Source organism: Pedobacter miscanthi, from assembly GCF_032678605.1.
Lineage (GTDB): Bacteria > Bacteroidota > Bacteroidia > Sphingobacteriales > Sphingobacteriaceae > Pedobacter > Pedobacter miscanthi_A.
This window is the reverse complement of the sequence record NZ_JAVTSU010000001.1, coordinates 197,163-212,573: the sequence shown is the minus strand read 5'-3', so window position 1 is coordinate 212,573 and position 15,411 is coordinate 197,163. Positions and strand designations below refer to the sequence as shown.

Below are 15,411 nucleotides of genomic sequence, written 5' to 3'. Positions count from 1 at the left end.
TCTGGTTATGTTGATTGTTTCATAAAAACCAGGGCTTCTTCTTTAGCCATGTGGCATACTTCTACAATCAAACTTATATATTTTTTTAGCTGATCGCGACTAAGTTTATCATATTCAACAGCATCAAGGGCAGTGCTTAACTTTGGCTGCAAGCCCATTAAATAAACGGTTGAACGCATTTTATGTACAAGCTGTTTTAATGCTTCATCATGCTCCATTTCCAGGTTATACATGAGCTGGCTCACCTCATCCGAAATAATTTCTATAAATTTTGCAGCCATTTCCCGCTCAAAATCCACATCCCCCATACCGATTTCCCTTAAATAACTTAAATCTATGGTTTGATAAACAATCGGAATAGGTATTAAACATGTTGCTTCCTTCTGCAAAAACTGCGTTAAAACACCAACCAACTCAATTTTCGAAATCGGCCTGGTGAAACAGCCATTGATTCCCTTATTAAAACAATCATTCTTTAACCCCTCCTCTACATCTTCGGCAATAATGGCCACAATCGGAATATTTAAATGATGGTCATTTTTAATCAATTGTATTATTTTGCACCCCTCAAGCTCCGGCGATTCCATATCGATTAAAATCAGTTCAAAAGTAAAATCATTGAGTTTTTTTATGGCTTCCTTTTTATTTAAGGCAATGCTAAAAGTTATATCATATTCTTTCAGATAGCCTGATATTAATTGATCATCTGTCGCATCAATAACCAATACATCGATTACCCTGTTTAACTCCTGATATTTTTCATCACTTACTGCCATAATCCGTTAAAGAATATGCATCCGTTTATTTAAAACAGATTTATAAGCATCTGATACGGGTACAAATTGTTTATGTATAATCAGCGTATTACCCTCTATAGTATCTATTTTACTGATATTGATAATGAACGACCGGTGCACACGGACAAACGTTTTAGCGGGAAGTTTATCTTCAATCGATTTTAGCGAAGAATGCACAGCATATGTTTTTTCTCCCATATAAATTTTCACATCGTCGCCCTGTGCTTCCAGGTAATTAATATCATCCCGTTTGATCCGCCTGATTACCCCCGAATCTCTGATAAAAACAAAATTATCCTGATTATTGCCTACAAACAGGTTGCTGAGATTATAAATTTCCTTTGCTTTATTAATGGCCATCATAAACCGGTCGGGTGTTACAGGCTTTGCTATAAAATCAACAACATTAAGATCAAAGGCTGTTGTCGCGTAATCCCTCTTCGAACTGATAAATATAATTAACGGTCTTTTTTCTCCCAATCCCTTAACCAGCTCTATTCCCGATATCCCTGGCATTTCTATATCCAGCAGCAACAGGTCTATTTTATGGATAGCCAGATTTCGATAAGCATCTGCCGCGCTTTCGCATTCTGCGATCAATTTCAGGGATGCATCAATCTGCAATAAATGACTGATTGCATTTCTTGCAATTACATGATCATCAACGATTAAGCAATTCATAGTATCAGATTAACGTCACAAATAAAACTAAGCATAACCTACAGGAATATTTTAAGCGAATAAATAATGAACAAAATGAATAAAATCTATATTTGCAGAATCCGATCCCGTTTTTAACTCGTATATACGCCCGTTCGTCTATGATTCTTGCCTTTCTAACGCCTCGATATAGGCCAAGAAGCTAATCAGCACTAGATTTGTACCAACAATTATCCAACAAATGTTAAACCCTATTATTTAAAAAAATAAAATGAACAAGATTAAAATCATCGCATTAATAACATTGAGTATTTTATCAGTTTATACGGCTCAGGCGCAAAACTTTAAAGAGCCAGTAGCTTATAAACTTAAAAACGGCATGAACATCATCATTTCTGAAAATGACAGATCGCCAAAAGCTTATTCGAACTTTACATTAGATGCCAAAGCATTCGATAATAAAAAAGATGGCGTGGTTGAATTATTAAATGCAGTTTTAAATGAAAATATTAATCAGAACGCGAACATCAGCTTTAAAGATAACAGCGGCAAACTGGCTACCGTTAGCGCCGATCTTGATAAAGATTTAACAACAATGGCTTCTTTGATCCAAAATGCAACAATTGATCAAAAAACATTTAATACCGCAAAAGCTAAATTGATTACCAGCTTAAAAGCTCACGATTATGATTACGATCAATCGGTAAACGAAACTTCAATCAATGCCTTATCATTGGCCGATGTAAAAGATTTTTACAACCAGATTTCTCCGGAAAAAACATTCTTAACCATTGCCGGTGATGTAGAATTAAGCATGGCTAAGTCATCAGCTAAAAAAGCATTTGGCAACTGGAACAAAACACACGAAATTGCTTCAACTGTGGCAAAATAATATTAAAACCAAACAATTCGGCCCTTTGATTAATTTCAAAGGGCTTTTTTTATGCCCAAAATGTTACAGAAAAACAGACTTAAGCCCCGTTTTTTAATCTATCATTCAATATATTAGCTATCTAATTAATTTTTGGTAATACAGATGAAAAAAATCTACTCCATTATACTTTTTGCTTCCATAAGTTTATCCATAAAAGCGCAAACCCTGGTTAACCGTAATCAAGATATTGATAAAATGGTAAAAGCGGTAAATCAGGATTCTTTAAAATCCTATATCTCAAAAATGGTGGCTTTTGGCACCAGAAACACCTTAAGCGACATTAAAAGCAAAACAAAAGGTATTGGCGCAGCCAGAAATTGGGTAGTGAGTAAATTTAATCAGTTTGCAAAACAAAGCGACGGTCGGTTAACAGCCTATTTAGATACCACCACTTTTAAACCCGATGGCAAAAGGGTAGATCAGCCTACTTTACTAGGTAATGCCGTTGCGGTACTAAAAGGCACCGATGCCAACGATAAACGGGTGTATGTAGTAAGTGGCCACCTCGATAGCCGTGTTACCGATGTAATGAACAGAACCAGTGATGCACCGGGAGCAAACGACGATGGTAGCGGAGTGGCGGGTGTTATTGAAGCAGCAAGGATTATGAGTTACTATAAATTTGCAGCCACCATTATTTTCGTAGCCGTAAGCGGAGAAGAACAATCATTATTAGGCTCTGGCTTTATGGCTGCAAAAGCAAAAAAAGAAAACTGGAATGTAGATGCCATGCTAAATAACGATATGATTGGCAGCAATAACAGCAGCGAAACACAGATTATAGATAATACGAGATTAAGGGTATTTAGTGAGGGTTTACCGAGCTACGCGCTGGATAAAAATGCGAAAAACATTCGACAGTTTGGACTGGAAAACGATGGAAAAAGCCGTCAATTAGCGCGTTACGTTAAAGAAATTGGCGAGCGCTATGTAGATCAGCTTGAGGTAAAGTTAATTTACCGTAACGACAGGTTTTTACGTGGTGGCGATCATACCCCTTTTGTAGAAAATGGTTTCACCGCAGTACGCATTACAGAGATGAATGAAAACTTCGACCACCAGCACCAGGACCTCAGAACCGAAAAAAATGTAAGATATGGAGATTTACAAGAATTTATGGATTTTGAATACCTGCGCAAAAATACGGGTGTAAATATCGCTGTTTTGGCTAATATGGCCAAAGCGCCATCCGCTCCTACCGAAGTAAAAGTTGATGTGAAAAACCTGAGCAATTCTACTTTTTTATATTGGAAAGCACCCGTAAACGGAATGGTAAAGGGTTATTACGTATTAATGCGCGAAACCAGCAGCCCGGTTTGGGAAAAAAAGTTTTTCACCTCTGCCACCGAATTAAGGTTACCTTACAGCAAAGACAATTATTTGTTTGCCGTGCAAAGCGTTGGAAATGATGACACTGAGAGCCTGCCTGTTGTTCCGGGTGTTGGAAGATAAAACATTTTAGGTTTTATCAATGTTTAAGCTCAAATTTGCAACATGAAATTTAAACCGGTAGCTTTTATCGTTAATATAGCCATTACACTGGGCGTTGGAGCCTTAGGTGGATGGGCAACTGCTCAATCTGTTAAAACCTGGTACCCTACACTTAATAAACCTTCCTTTAATCCCCCTAACTGGCTTTTTGCCCCCGTTTGGACCACACTTTATGTACTGATAGGTATTGCTGCTTACCTGGTTTGGGTGAAACGTGATAAAATTGTACATTTTCCACGCACAGTAGCCATTTATTTAATTCAGCTGATTCTGAATTTAGCCTGGTCGTTTATTTTCTTTTACCTGCACGAAGTTGGTTTTGCCCTGGCTGAAATTATTTTGCTGCTGCTGTTTATTATAATCAATGCTACAACCTTTTATAAAATAAATAAATGGGCAGGACTCATCTTTATCCCATATTTTCTTTGGGTAAGTTTTGCAACATTTTTAACCTATAACATTTTCCTTTTGAACTGATTTTAAAAGAAAAACACCTATTTTAGGGGGTGGTAACTTTTAAAAGATTTTTGCTGATCCTTTTCGTTCTGTGCTGTAACCAATTGCAGGCGCAAAAAGTTGGACTTGTATTTAGCGGTGGCGGGGCAAAAGGACTGGCACATATCGGCACTTTAAAAGCCCTGGAAGAAAACCACATTCCTATTGATTACATTACCGGAACATCAATGGGTGGTATTGTAGGTGCCATGTATGCTGCAGGTTATAGCCCAAAGCAGATTGAAACGATAGCTCTGAGTAACGATTTTCAGAATTGGGTAAACGGCCGTTATACGAGCGATTATACCTTTTATTTTCAAAAAAATGCACCAAATGCCTCTATGCTTACTGCTAAAGTGGCCATTGATACCGGTTTCCACTTTAGTTTCCGCTCTAACCTGATCAATGATATTCCTTTAAATTTTGCCTTTCTGGAACTTTTTTCTCAGGCATCTGCTGTTTCTAAAGATAATTTCGACAATCTTTTTGTACCCTACCGCTGTATGGTAGCCGATGTGCTTTCGCAAAAAAGCATCACCGTAAGCAAAGGCAGTTTGGCTGAAGCCGTAAGGGCAACCATGACGGTTCCTATTGTATACCGGCCTATTAAACTCGATGGAAAATATGTTTTCGACGGTGGTTTGTACAACAATTTCCCTGCCGATGTAATGGAAAGGGATTTTAAACCCGATTATGTGATCGGCGCCAATGTTTCGTCCAAAACCTATAACGAATATCCAAAAAACATCGACGACCGTTTAATGAACCGCTTTTTGGTGTACATGTTCCTGTCTAAATCAGATTCGACCATGATTGGTAAAAACGGCGTGTATATCCAGCCAGACCTCACCAATTACAGTGTAACCAACTTTGCTCCGGTAGCCGAACTGATTAAAAAAGGTTACGATGCCACTATGGCCGATATGCCCAGGATAAAAGCTTTAATCAGCAGAAGGGTAAATGATGAGGAGCTGGCTAAAAGAAGAGAAAACTTTAATACCAGAAAACCTGAACTAAAGTTTAGCAGTGTTACTGTATCCGGTGTTAACGCCCAGCAAAAAAAATATGTAGAAAGGCTTTTTAAAAGCGACAAAACCACTTTCGACCTTAAAGATATCAGGCGTGGTTATTACAAACTGGTTGCCGACCAGACGTTTGAAACCGTTTATCCAAAAATCTCTTACCAGGCCGCAACCGATAGTTATACCTTTGAGGTAGTGGCACAGCCCAAAAAGAGTTTCAAGCTCGATCTGGGTGGAAATATTTCAACCAGGCCCATTAGTAATGTGTTCCTTGGTGCACAATACAATTACCTTAACCGGAAATCGTACACTTTTGGCACCAGCTTTTATTCAGGCCGTTTTTATGAATCGGTACAGGTAAACGGACGGGTTGATTATCCAACTAAACTCCCCCTCTTTCTCGCTGCCGAGTTAACCTATAACCACTGGAACTTCTATAACACCAGTCAGATTTTTATCGAAAACCCCCACCCCATTTATATTGAACAATCAGACCGGAAAATCGACCTGATGGTTGGTATGCCTTTAAATTATAATACTAAAATCGTTCTCCACTCTACCTTTATAAACAATAGCGACAATTATAGTCCTAATAACACCTTTGGCGTTGGCGATGTACTGGATAATACCGTTTTTAATGGATTCAGAGGATCATTAAACCTCGAAAAAAATTCGCTCAACCGAAAACAATACGCTACAAACGGCCAGAGTTTTTCCTTAAGTTTTAATTACACAACAGGTCGCGAAAATTACGATCCGGGCAATATTTTCCGGAATACCCCGGGTTTTATTAAAACACCAGAACTTAGCCGTTTACACCATTGGGGAAGTATAAAACTGACTCAGGAAAACTATTTTTTACACTTAAAAAAATACACTTTGGGTTATATTGTGGAAGGCGTTATTTCAAACCAACCCTTATTTAGCAATTATTACGCTACCCTGTTAACTGCCCCAGCTTTTTATCCGCTGCAAGATAGCCGTTCCTTATTTCTGGATAGGTTTAGGGCAACAACTTATGCCGCAGGCGGGTTAAAAAACATTTATAATGTTAAAAAAAATCTTGATTTTAGATTGGAAGGTTATTTATTTTTGCCTCATAAAGAGTTTGAGCTGAATAACTTCCAGGATATAGATTATGCAAAAGCGATTACTAAAATACGCTACGCAGCTACTGCAGGTTTAGTTTATCATTCTCCACTTGGCCCCGTAAGCTTAAGTTATAATTTATATAATGATGCAGTTAAAAGAAATGGTGTATTATTGCATATCGGTTATTTAATTTACAATAAACGTTCTATCGAATGAAACGAATCTTACTCTTGTTAGCAATGTGTTTAACTGGTTTTTGTGGCTTTGCCCAAAATGCAGCGATCAACAATTTTCTCGTAAAAGAAAACCTGCTTAAAAACAATAAACTCGCCATTATCGCAGCCGATTCTTTAAACGTACCTAACGAGAATATAAATGGCACCTACACTTTTAGTGTAAGCGGTTTTACACAGATATTAAAGTTTAATGATGGTATTGCAGTATTGCCGCTACCTATCGATAAATCGACATTTATATACATTAAACACCAAAACGATACCGGCACGCATAGCAAACTGGTTTACGTGTATAAAAAAGATACCGATTTAAGTCCTTACGCCATAAATAGCCTATGGTTATTTATCATTCCTATTGCACTGATCATTATTGCCTTCGCCTTCCGTAAACTTATCATTTTTGTGGTAATTGTGTTTTTGGTGTTTGTATATTTTAACCACAGCAACGGCCTTAACCTTTCTACTTTCTTCGAAAGCATATTTGATGGATTGAAGAATCTCGTCTGATAGCGGTCTGTGGTGTCTGATGTTACCATCTGACACAAAGCGATAAAATCAAGTAAATTAATTAACTTTTTTTTTTAGAAAAGCAATGGCTGTGGTGCTTGGGTTCCGCCAGTCCCGCCCTTTGCTTAATCCCGATAAAATGATCGATAAACAAATTATACCTGGATCGGGATAACGCTGTCGGTCGGGTTTATTGAACAGGAGGCAATCAAATAAAAGTGACTCGTGGAGACACGAACCATAGCAACGTAGCTACGTCATTTCGACCGCAGTGGAGAAATCTATAAAATAATTAATTTACATGCGCGCTCGCTCGTTTCTAACGAGTGAGAAATAACCAGTCGTTTTTAACGATTCGCCTTTTTTACTAATTTTTTTAGTAAATTTGCTTTATGGAAAATCTTTATTTAGTCTGTTTAGTTCCTCCAACCTCTATAGCGGAAGATATTGACGAGATCAGAAACTATATTTCGGAGCAATTTAAGGTATATGAATCGTTAAAGAGACCTGCACACATTACTTTGTACCCTCCGGTTAAATTATCATCACTGGAAGCAGAAAACAGGTTTTTTAAAGCATTGGAAGTGGCTTCTTTAAACCTTCCATTTACACAGGTATTAAAAAATTTCAGTTCATTCCCCGAACATACTTTTTTCATTGATGTAGAAAAAAATGATGGCATAATAAATCTAGAAAAACAGGTATCAAAAGAATTGCAACCATTAAAATTGATTGAGAAAAAAGAAAAATTCAATCCACATTTAACTTTAGCTTTCAGAGATATAAAACCCGTTTTTAAAGAAATTATTACAGAATTTAAAGGCAAAAAGTTTAAGCGCGAATTTCCTGTTACTTCTTTCTCCGTTTATAAACACCAGGATAAAAGATGGCAGCCCTATAAAGAATTTTCATTCAAAAATCCAGATACAAAACCTAAGCCACTGAGCCTTTTCGGTTAATTAAAACGGCATACCGATACCAAAATTATACTGGAGGAAACGATAAGTATCAGGACCGTGTGTGGCATTGTAATTATCTTTAAATTCTCTGGCCCCAGAAAGGAACTTACTAATAACCCATTGATCGGATCCGGTAAATTGAGGGTCTTTAAGTTTCAAACCAACATCAAACCTAAAAACAAAATATTGCACATCATACCTTAATCCTAAGCCGGTACCTACTGCAAGTTGCTTTGCAAATTTACTCAGTTTAAACACTGTTTGGTCATCAAGATCTGGTGTGCTAAGAAGAATTGATTCTCCCCTACGGAGATTCCACACATTACCAATATCAACAAAAGCTGCTCCTTTTAAGGTTGCACCAAAAAATTTCTTAGCTACAGTAAAACGATATTCGAAGTTGGTTTCAATACGCATGGTTCCAAGCTGGTCAAGCCCATAAAATGCTTTTCGCAAGGTATCGCTCCTTAAAAGTCCCCTGTCGTAGTTACCAGGACCAATGGTTCTAGCCTGCCAGGCTCTTATCCCACTTGATCCTCCTGCGAAAAACTGTTTTTCGAAAGGAATACCTGTCAACACCGAATTTCCGTAAGCGTAGGCCACACCTGCGTTTAAACGGGCAACAAACTGCCGTTCGCCTCCTAAGTGCTTGTACCACCTTAAATCAACCTCAGGGCGCATATATTGGTTAAATGGTAAACCCAATATTTTTGCAGGATCATCGTTGGCAGGATCGTTTTTGGAGCCGGTTAGTTTAGATATCCCCTGTAACAAATTTCCGGCAATATCCATTCCCGCTCTTAAATAAACAAAAGACCGGTATTCATTCAGCTTATTTGCATTTAAGGTATAGGTATATTTCATTCCTAAGGTTAAATCTTTACGACCTAATAACGTAGAATAATAGAGGTTATTTAATACCGTTTGGGCGTCTACATTCGGATCCAGATAGCCAAAACGGTATTCAAAGTTCAAAGGGGTGAAAGAGTGGAGTTTAGATTTCGTTTCCACCCAATCGTAAGTAATCGAATTGATAAAAATTCTCCTTACCGATACATCTTTTTGCAAGGCATATATATAACTGCTCGAAAAAGTGGTGTGCGGCATTCCGTTACCCCCAAGTGTTGGATCATAAAAAGGAATCATTAATCTTGGCACTGTAATGCTGGCACTAATTGAAAAATCACGTTGGTAAATATCACTGAATGGTTTGGCGCCATTACCAATTCTTGATTGCAAACCACCCTTAACCTGAAGTTCAAATCGCTCTGCGCCCCTAAAAATATTGTTATTGGTATAAGTATTACTTAAGTTAAAACCCACTGTACCACCGTTAAATGGCACCTCGCCCTCTATGCGGTTACTCATCACCTTTTGTGGAATCAGCTGGATTACTGCATTTACTTTATTCGAAGTGCTATCTCTCCTAAAATAATCGATTTTCACATTTTTAAAAATATTCAGCTCATATAAGCGATCGTAGGTAAGGTTTTCATTGCGGATATCATAGAGTTCACCCTGCTTTAAGAAATCGTACCTCACAATCGGATTTCGCCTGTAACGCTTGGAGAAATCAGTGAATATAATCCCGTTAACCGTATCCTTATTCAATTTATAACGTACAGAATCTGGGAAACCATCAGGATTAGGCGCAATAATCATGTGGGTATAGCCAATATTAAACTGTTTATGTGGCCCTTCGTTCGGATCAGTCACATTCAAGTTTAAATCAATTTTATTGGTTTTAGAAGTGGCTTCTGCACCATAAACGTCGAAATTTACATAAGGCCTTAAGAAATAGAAATAACCATTTTCTTTCATGATGCGGTAAATCTGCTCCCTCTCGTAAGTCAGGGAATCCTCATCATATTGCATACCTTTGTGCAGGTGACTTACCGTTGTTCTATTTGATTGATAAAGGTTTCGGATATTAACATTCGGGATCGAATCTGTAAGTTTATCTATAAAATATGCAGGCCCTGGCTTTGCACTAAAAATAACTTCTGCCTTTTTATCGGCTACTTTTATGGAAGAAGTAACCTCAGCCTGACGATATCCCTTGCTTTTTAAAAATTTCTGTATCTGGGTTCTCGAAATCTCGACCAAAGTACTGTCTAAAATGGCGGGCGGTGTACCAAAAGGTTTTATATCGTTGGTTTTATATCTTCCATCTTTGGTATTGAACAGGTTATACAACGGCACCTGAATACTCAGCTTAGAAGCAGGTCTAAGATCTTTCTGAATGTAATTATAAGCTTGCTCTTCAAATTTTGCATCAATACTATCGATAGTAACCTTTTTTACGATCGATTGATAGTCGGCAATGTATTTTGTTGATGAACAGGCCTGAATTAAAACAATAATAAATAGTAATATTGCAGTGCTTTTCAGTTTAATATTTATTAAGTATTGGTATGCTTTCAAAATCACAGATTAGTTTTATAAAGTCGTTACATCAAAAAAAGTACCGTAAAGAGCATGGTCTATTTATTGTTGAAGGCATAAAATCGATAAAAGAATTTATCCTGTCAAGTTACCACATCCATACCATATTTTACAACAGCGAACAATACAATTTGTTACCCAAATTGCCCGCAAATATAAACTTATTTGAAGTAAAGAACGCTGAATTAGACAAGATTAGTACGCTGCAAACGCCACAAGGCTTTTTAGCGCTTGTTCATATCCCTAAAAATAAGGAATTAGATCAAAAAGAGCTGAAAAATCAGTTCACTTTGGTTTTAGATGGCGTTCAGGATCCGGGCAATATGGGTACCATTATCCGTACTGCAGATTGGTTTGGTTTTAAAAACATCATCTGCTCGGTTGATAGTGTAGAAATATTTAACCCCAAAACGGTACAGGCAACCATGGGCTCGCTGGCAAGGGTAAATATTTTTGAGGCTGATTTACCAGTTTTATTAACCGATAATACCCTCCCGGTATTCGGTGCTTTGTTAGATGGCGAATCGATTTACAAAACCCAGTGGGGAAGCGAAGGATTGGTGATTTTGGGCAATGAAGGCAAGGGAATTTCGCCAGAAGTGATCAAAAAAATTAATAAACCAGTTACCATTCCGAGGATTGGTGAAGCCGAATCGTTAAATGTTGCGGTAAGCGCCGCAATCTTTTGTGCTGAGTTAGTGCGAGTTCGAAATTAAATTGAGATATTATTTGCGGGCTAACTAATAATTGCTATTTTTGCAGCCTTGAATTTAAGGGTCGAGTGGCCGAGTGGCTAGGCAGAGGTCTGCAAAACCTTCTACAGCGGTTCGAATCCGCTCTCGACCTCCATTTGTACAAATAAAATAATAAAAAGGTTATTACCATGGCAGTTACCAGATTAAAAAGAAAAGACAGAAGAAATAAAAATACAGCTCACCAAGAGGTAGCATTTTTAAAAAGAGCAACTAACATTGAGTTAGGTAGCCGTTCTGCACAACCTAAAAACGATCAATTAGCTAAAAACAATGCTGTTTTAGCTGCTTTGGCAAAATAAGTTTTTAGAACTTTAAAAAATTTAAAGCATCCTTCTGATCAAAGGATGCTTTTTTTATGCATTAGTATTTTTATCTTAACAACATAAAATCAACTATTAAATGAAACTTGCGCTCTTATTTCTTTTTGCCATAATTCTCCAGTCGTGCGATCAATCACGCGACCAAAAAGCAAACAATGATATATCGATAGAAGATCAATACAGCCTTTCCGACAAACAACATCAATTGAGGCCTGAATTTGATAAATTAAAATTCGACTCACTTCACGATTGGGATTTTGGCTGGGCAATAGTTGAACCCATAAATCTTGCTAAAAGTAGAGATGATGACAAGGAACTTTCCAAAAGATTTTCTCCCGGGCAAAAAGCCTTATATTTTTTTTGGTATCTTGATGCAGAAGTAACCAATGGGGGCTTCATTCAATTTTATACAAATGATTATCGTGAATATCTTCCAGCGATCAAAAAAGGATTAAAATTAATTGGCGATCATGAAATGGTTGATTTAATCTCTAAAGCCGATGATTATTACTTACAAAATGAAGCCTTATTTGTTGAATTAAAGAAAAAAAACCGACAAGAATTATTATTTCCAAAACTTATAGGCTTTAACCAATACGACGAGACTTATTACAAAATACACGATAATACAATGAAATTATTAGAGAAATACGCCAAAGAACGCCCTGATGAATTTGTAAAGTTCAAATAATGCCTCAATCTACTTTTAGCCTTTTATTGGTAGCAAATTAAGTATTAATTCGTGCTCAAAATCTTTTACGGGTAGTACTGCATTATTTTATTTCAAAATGCAGATTCTCAGTATAGAAAAAAATAAGTTAAACGATAAGATCAAGCTCAATTTAACAAAAGCAGGCTTAAAGAATAGCTTGCATTATGAAGTTGATTATTCCTTAAGTGCAAATAGGAATAACAGTGATGAGCTTAAACATCTTTGCCCTTATTATGGTAGTGACAAAAAAGAAATCTCTATCCCCTTATTATTGACAAACGGAAAATTTACCGATAGGAAAATAACCTATAGACTAACTGGAAATTACTTTAAGAAGACAAATTAGTTAATAGATTTTCTTAGCCTCTCCTCCCTTCCTTTAAAAACCCTAACTTTATACGATCAGATTTTTAAGGAGAACTTATGAACCTTACCGAAACCCTTTCTAGCCTCGAATCACTCGCCGATGAGAAAGCGCGCAAACAGCATCTCAAAAATGGCGCACGCGAAAACCTTTTCGGTGTTAAGATGGGCGATATCAGAAACATAGCCAAAAAGATCAAAACAGACCACCAGCTGGCATTGGAGTTATGGGAAACCGGAAATATCGACGCCAGGATGTTAGCCATCCTGATCATCAATCCCAAAGAACTTTTTCCCTCAGATATCGAACAGATGGTATCTTCAGAAGATTTCGCCTGGGCCGCCGACTGGTTTTATAACTATGTGGTTAAAGAATATCCCGGTAAAGAGCAGTTCCGTGAAAAATGGATGAATGCCAACAATAAAATGTTGGCCCGCGCAGGCTGGAGTTTAACCAGCGGACGGATTGCACGCGATCCTGAAGGTTTGGACATCCCAGCAATCCTCGACCGCATTGAAAACGAAATGCCAAAAGTTGCCCCAGAGACGCAATGGACAATGAACACCGCATTGGCACAGATTGGCATTAATCACCTAAATTATAGAGAAAGAGCCCTTGCCATAGGTGAAAAACTCGGCATTTATCGCGATTATCCGGTTTCAAAAGGATGTACTTCGCCCTTTGCCCCTATCTGGATCAATGAAATGGTAAAAAGACAGAAATAAATCAGTTTCTCCCTTAAACTTTCAGTAAAGTAAAATTGAGCTTTTCAACAAAACACGCAATCATTTAAATACCGATCTTTGATTTAAATTAAGGAATAAAATGAAGGTAATTATTACAGGGGCCACCGGAATGGTTGGCGAAGGTGTTCTATTCGAATGTTTAGAAAATCCGGTTATAAAAGAAGTATTGATTGTTAACCGCAGGCATTACGATCTGCAACACCCAAAATTAAAAGAGCTGATCGTTAACGACTTTACAAAGCTTGGAGGACTGGAGAATCAGCTATCAGGTTACGACGCTTGTTTCTATTGTGCCGGGATCAGTTCTGTAGGCATGAACGAAGAAAAATACAATCACATCACCTACGAAACCACCATGGCATTTGCCCAACAACTGGTAAAATGGAACCCGGATATGGTTTTCAACTTTGTTTCCGGCGGACATACTGATAGTACCGAAAAAGGAAAAATAATGTGGGCACGCATAAAAGGCAAAACCGAAAATGCTTTGATGAAACTCCCCTTTAAAGCACAGTACAATTTCCGTCCAGGGTTTATGAAACCTTTTAAACAACAAAAAAACGTAAAAGCTTTGTTTAAACCTATAATATGGATTTTTCCAATTCTTTTACCCAAATTATCACTAACACTAAAACAAGTTGCACAAGCCATGATTAATGCTGTAAAAAAAGGCTATTCGAAACAAGTTTTAGAAATTGCAGATATTAAAATATTGGCTGCAGAATAAGTAATAAAATGCGCCGATTTCTAAAAATATTAAGAAACACCATTCTTTCCTTACTGGCTATTATTACGATTTTAGCGATCACAACCTTTTTCTACATGAGGCAACCGCAATTTGGAGCTTCGCCTGAAGGGGAAAGGCTGGCCAGGATAGAAAAATCGCCTAACTACAAAAACGGACAATTTCATAACCAGATTGAAAAACCTACCATTTCTGAAGGATACACTATTGCTGGCGAAATTTATTCAACCTTATTTAAACACCATCCCCGCACCAGTCCTGTAGATTCGATTCCTTCTGTTAAAACCAATCTATTCAATATCCCTTTAGATTCAAATGTGCTGGTTTGGTTTGGTCACTCCTCCTGCTTTATCCAACTGGATGGCAAAAGAATTTTGATTGATCCGGTTTTCAGCGAACGGGCATCACCATTACCCTGGGGACCAAAAGCTTATCCAGGAAGCGATATTTATACTGCGGCAGACATTCCGCCTATTGATTATCTGATTATTTCACACGACCATTACGATCACTTAGATTACCAAACAGTTGTGGCAATTAAAGATAAGGTAAAACATGTAATCTGCGGATTGGGTGTTGGTGCACATTTCGAATATTGGGGTTATCCGGCTGAAAAGTTAATCGAGAAAGACTGGAATGAGCAGGTTAATGTTGGCGCCAACTACACCATTTACACTGCTCCTACCCATCACGAATCCGGCCGTGGCTTGCGCAGTGCAAAAACACTTTGGATGTCGTACATCATTCAATCGCCGTCTATGAAGATTTATTATAGCGGAGATGGTGGTTATGATCACCATTATGCAGCAACAGGCAAAAAATTCGGCCCGATCGATTTAGCCATTATTGAAAATGGCCAATATGACAAAGCCTGGCGCTCGGTACATAACCTGCCAGAAGATGTATTACAGGCCGCTAAAGATTTAAAAGCTAAACGCATTTTGCCTGTACACAACTCTAAATTTACATTGGGTAAGCACCCCTGGGACGAACCCCTGATCAAAATTTCGGCACTTGCCAAAGCGAATAACATTCCATTGGCGAGTCCGATGATTGGCGAAGTGGTGCATCTTAACAACAGGCAACAGCCATTTAAACAATGGTGGCTAGGGGTTAAATAAAATAAGAAAG

General features: G+C 37.7%; 15 protein-coding genes and 1 tRNA gene. 13 read left to right on the top strand and 3 right to left on the bottom strand.

Annotated elements, in window-relative coordinates:
• Positions 1–5: 5 nt before the first annotated feature.
• Positions 6–776 carry a PleD family two-component system response regulator gene (locus tag R2R28_RS00820; RefSeq protein WP_316823802.1) on the bottom strand — a complete coding sequence of 257 codons (771 nt, stop codon included), beginning with the start codon at positions 774–776 and terminating at the stop codon, positions 6–8.
• Between the two features lie 6 nt (positions 777–782).
• Positions 783–1,478: a LytTR family DNA-binding domain-containing protein gene (locus R2R28_RS00815; protein WP_316823801.1), complete on the bottom strand. Its 696-nt coding sequence runs from the start codon at positions 1,476–1,478 to the stop codon at positions 783–785.
• A gap of 250 nt (positions 1,479–1,728) precedes the next feature.
• On the opposite strand from R2R28_RS00815, the gene R2R28_RS00810 reads away from it, so the two are divergent.
• From R2R28_RS00810 to R2R28_RS00785, 6 genes are all read left to right on the top strand, one after another.
• Positions 1,729–2,349 (top strand): hypothetical protein, encoded by a 621-nt coding sequence (locus tag R2R28_RS00810; RefSeq protein WP_316823800.1) that lies wholly within the window; start codon positions 1,729–1,731, stop codon positions 2,347–2,349.
• A gap of 144 nt (positions 2,350–2,493) precedes the next feature.
• The gene (locus tag R2R28_RS00805; protein ID WP_316823799.1) at positions 2,494–3,843 is read left to right on the top strand and encodes a M28 family metallopeptidase; all 1,350 of its coding nucleotides are present in this window, start codon (positions 2,494–2,496) and stop codon (positions 3,841–3,843) included.
• Between the two features lie 42 nt (positions 3,844–3,885).
• Positions 3,886–4,359, top strand: coding sequence for a TspO/MBR family protein (locus R2R28_RS00800; RefSeq protein ID WP_316823798.1), 474 nt, complete (start codon positions 3,886–3,888; stop codon positions 4,357–4,359).
• Positions 4,360–4,409: 50 nt separating this feature from the next.
• Complete coding sequence (locus R2R28_RS00795) at positions 4,410–6,707, top strand: patatin-like phospholipase family protein (protein ID WP_316823797.1); 2,298 nt, start codon at positions 4,410–4,412, stop codon at positions 6,705–6,707.
• Positions 6,704–7,234, top strand: coding sequence for a hypothetical protein (locus R2R28_RS00790; RefSeq protein WP_316823796.1), 531 nt, complete (start codon positions 6,704–6,706; stop codon positions 7,232–7,234). Before R2R28_RS00795 ends, R2R28_RS00790 begins: the two co-directional genes overlap by 4 nt.
• Before the next feature lie 392 nt (positions 7,235–7,626).
• On the top strand, positions 7,627–8,193 hold the full coding sequence (locus R2R28_RS00785) for a 2'-5' RNA ligase family protein (RefSeq protein WP_316823795.1): 567 nt from the start codon (positions 7,627–7,629) through the stop codon (positions 8,191–8,193).
• Here R2R28_RS00785 and R2R28_RS00780 read toward each other — a convergent pair whose 3' ends face one another.
• Complete coding sequence (locus R2R28_RS00780; protein WP_316823794.1) at positions 8,194–10,623, bottom strand: BamA/TamA family outer membrane protein; 2,430 nt, start codon at positions 10,621–10,623, stop codon at positions 8,194–8,196.
• Here R2R28_RS00780 and R2R28_RS00775 point away from each other — a divergent pair.
• The 7 genes from R2R28_RS00775 to R2R28_RS00745 all read left to right on the top strand — a co-directional run bounded on the left by R2R28_RS00775 (position 10,608) and on the right by R2R28_RS00745 (position 15,401).
• Entirely contained in the window at positions 10,608–11,354 is a 747-nt protein-coding gene (locus R2R28_RS00775) for an RNA methyltransferase (protein ID WP_316823793.1), read from the top strand. The two genes, R2R28_RS00780 and R2R28_RS00775, sit on opposite strands and share 16 nt — an antisense overlap.
• 59 nt (positions 11,355–11,413) lie before the next feature.
• A tRNA-Cys gene (locus R2R28_RS00770) sits at positions 11,414–11,487 on the top strand.
• 34 nt (positions 11,488–11,521) lie between these two features.
• Complete coding sequence (locus R2R28_RS00765) at positions 11,522–11,692, top strand: hypothetical protein (RefSeq protein WP_029275070.1); 171 nt, start codon at positions 11,522–11,524, stop codon at positions 11,690–11,692.
• 100 nt (positions 11,693–11,792) lie between these two features.
• On the top strand, positions 11,793–12,404 hold the full coding sequence (locus R2R28_RS00760; protein ID WP_316823792.1) for a DUF4375 domain-containing protein: 612 nt from the start codon (positions 11,793–11,795) through the stop codon (positions 12,402–12,404).
• Between the two features lie 444 nt (positions 12,405–12,848).
• Positions 12,849–13,514, top strand: a complete 666-nt coding sequence (locus R2R28_RS00755) for a DNA alkylation repair protein (protein WP_316823791.1) — start codon at positions 12,849–12,851, stop codon at positions 13,512–13,514.
• Positions 13,515–13,614: 100 nt separating this feature from the next.
• Positions 13,615–14,262, top strand: coding sequence for an NAD-dependent epimerase/dehydratase family protein (locus R2R28_RS00750; protein WP_316823790.1), 648 nt, complete (start codon positions 13,615–13,617; stop codon positions 14,260–14,262).
• 95 nt (positions 14,263–14,357) lie between these two features.
• Positions 14,358–15,401: an MBL fold metallo-hydrolase gene (locus R2R28_RS00745; protein ID WP_316823789.1), complete on the top strand. Its 1,044-nt coding sequence runs from the start codon at positions 14,358–14,360 to the stop codon at positions 15,399–15,401.
• Positions 15,402–15,411 lie beyond the last annotated feature (10 nt).

Excerpts from the sequence above, each read along its gene's own strand:
- R2R28_RS00820 (WP_316823802.1), bottom strand. The coding sequence starts at position 776 with ATGGCAGTAAGTGATGAAAAATATCAGGAGTTAAACAGGGTAATCGAT.
- R2R28_RS00815 (WP_316823801.1), bottom strand. The coding sequence starts at position 1,478 with ATGAATTGCTTAATCGTTGATGATCATGTAATTGCAAGAAATGCAATC.
- R2R28_RS00810 (WP_316823800.1), top strand. The coding sequence starts at position 1,729 with ATGAACAAGATTAAAATCATCGCATTAATAACATTGAGTATTTTATCA.
- R2R28_RS00805 (WP_316823799.1), top strand. The coding sequence starts at position 2,494 with ATGAAAAAAATCTACTCCATTATACTTTTTGCTTCCATAAGTTTATCC.
- R2R28_RS00800 (WP_316823798.1), top strand. The coding sequence starts at position 3,886 with ATGAAATTTAAACCGGTAGCTTTTATCGTTAATATAGCCATTACACTG.
- R2R28_RS00790 (WP_316823796.1), top strand. The coding sequence starts at position 6,704 with ATGAAACGAATCTTACTCTTGTTAGCAATGTGTTTAACTGGTTTTTGT.
- R2R28_RS00785 (WP_316823795.1), top strand. The coding sequence starts at position 7,627 with ATGGAAAATCTTTATTTAGTCTGTTTAGTTCCTCCAACCTCTATAGCG.
- R2R28_RS00775 (WP_316823793.1), top strand. The coding sequence starts at position 10,608 with ATGCTTTCAAAATCACAGATTAGTTTTATAAAGTCGTTACATCAAAAA.
- R2R28_RS00765 (WP_029275070.1), top strand. The coding sequence starts at position 11,522 with ATGGCAGTTACCAGATTAAAAAGAAAAGACAGAAGAAATAAAAATACA.
- R2R28_RS00760 (WP_316823792.1), top strand. The coding sequence starts at position 11,793 with ATGAAACTTGCGCTCTTATTTCTTTTTGCCATAATTCTCCAGTCGTGC.
- R2R28_RS00755 (WP_316823791.1), top strand. The coding sequence starts at position 12,849 with ATGAACCTTACCGAAACCCTTTCTAGCCTCGAATCACTCGCCGATGAG.
- R2R28_RS00750 (WP_316823790.1), top strand. The coding sequence starts at position 13,615 with ATGAAGGTAATTATTACAGGGGCCACCGGAATGGTTGGCGAAGGTGTT.
- R2R28_RS00745 (WP_316823789.1), top strand. The coding sequence starts at position 14,358 with ATGAGGCAACCGCAATTTGGAGCTTCGCCTGAAGGGGAAAGGCTGGCC.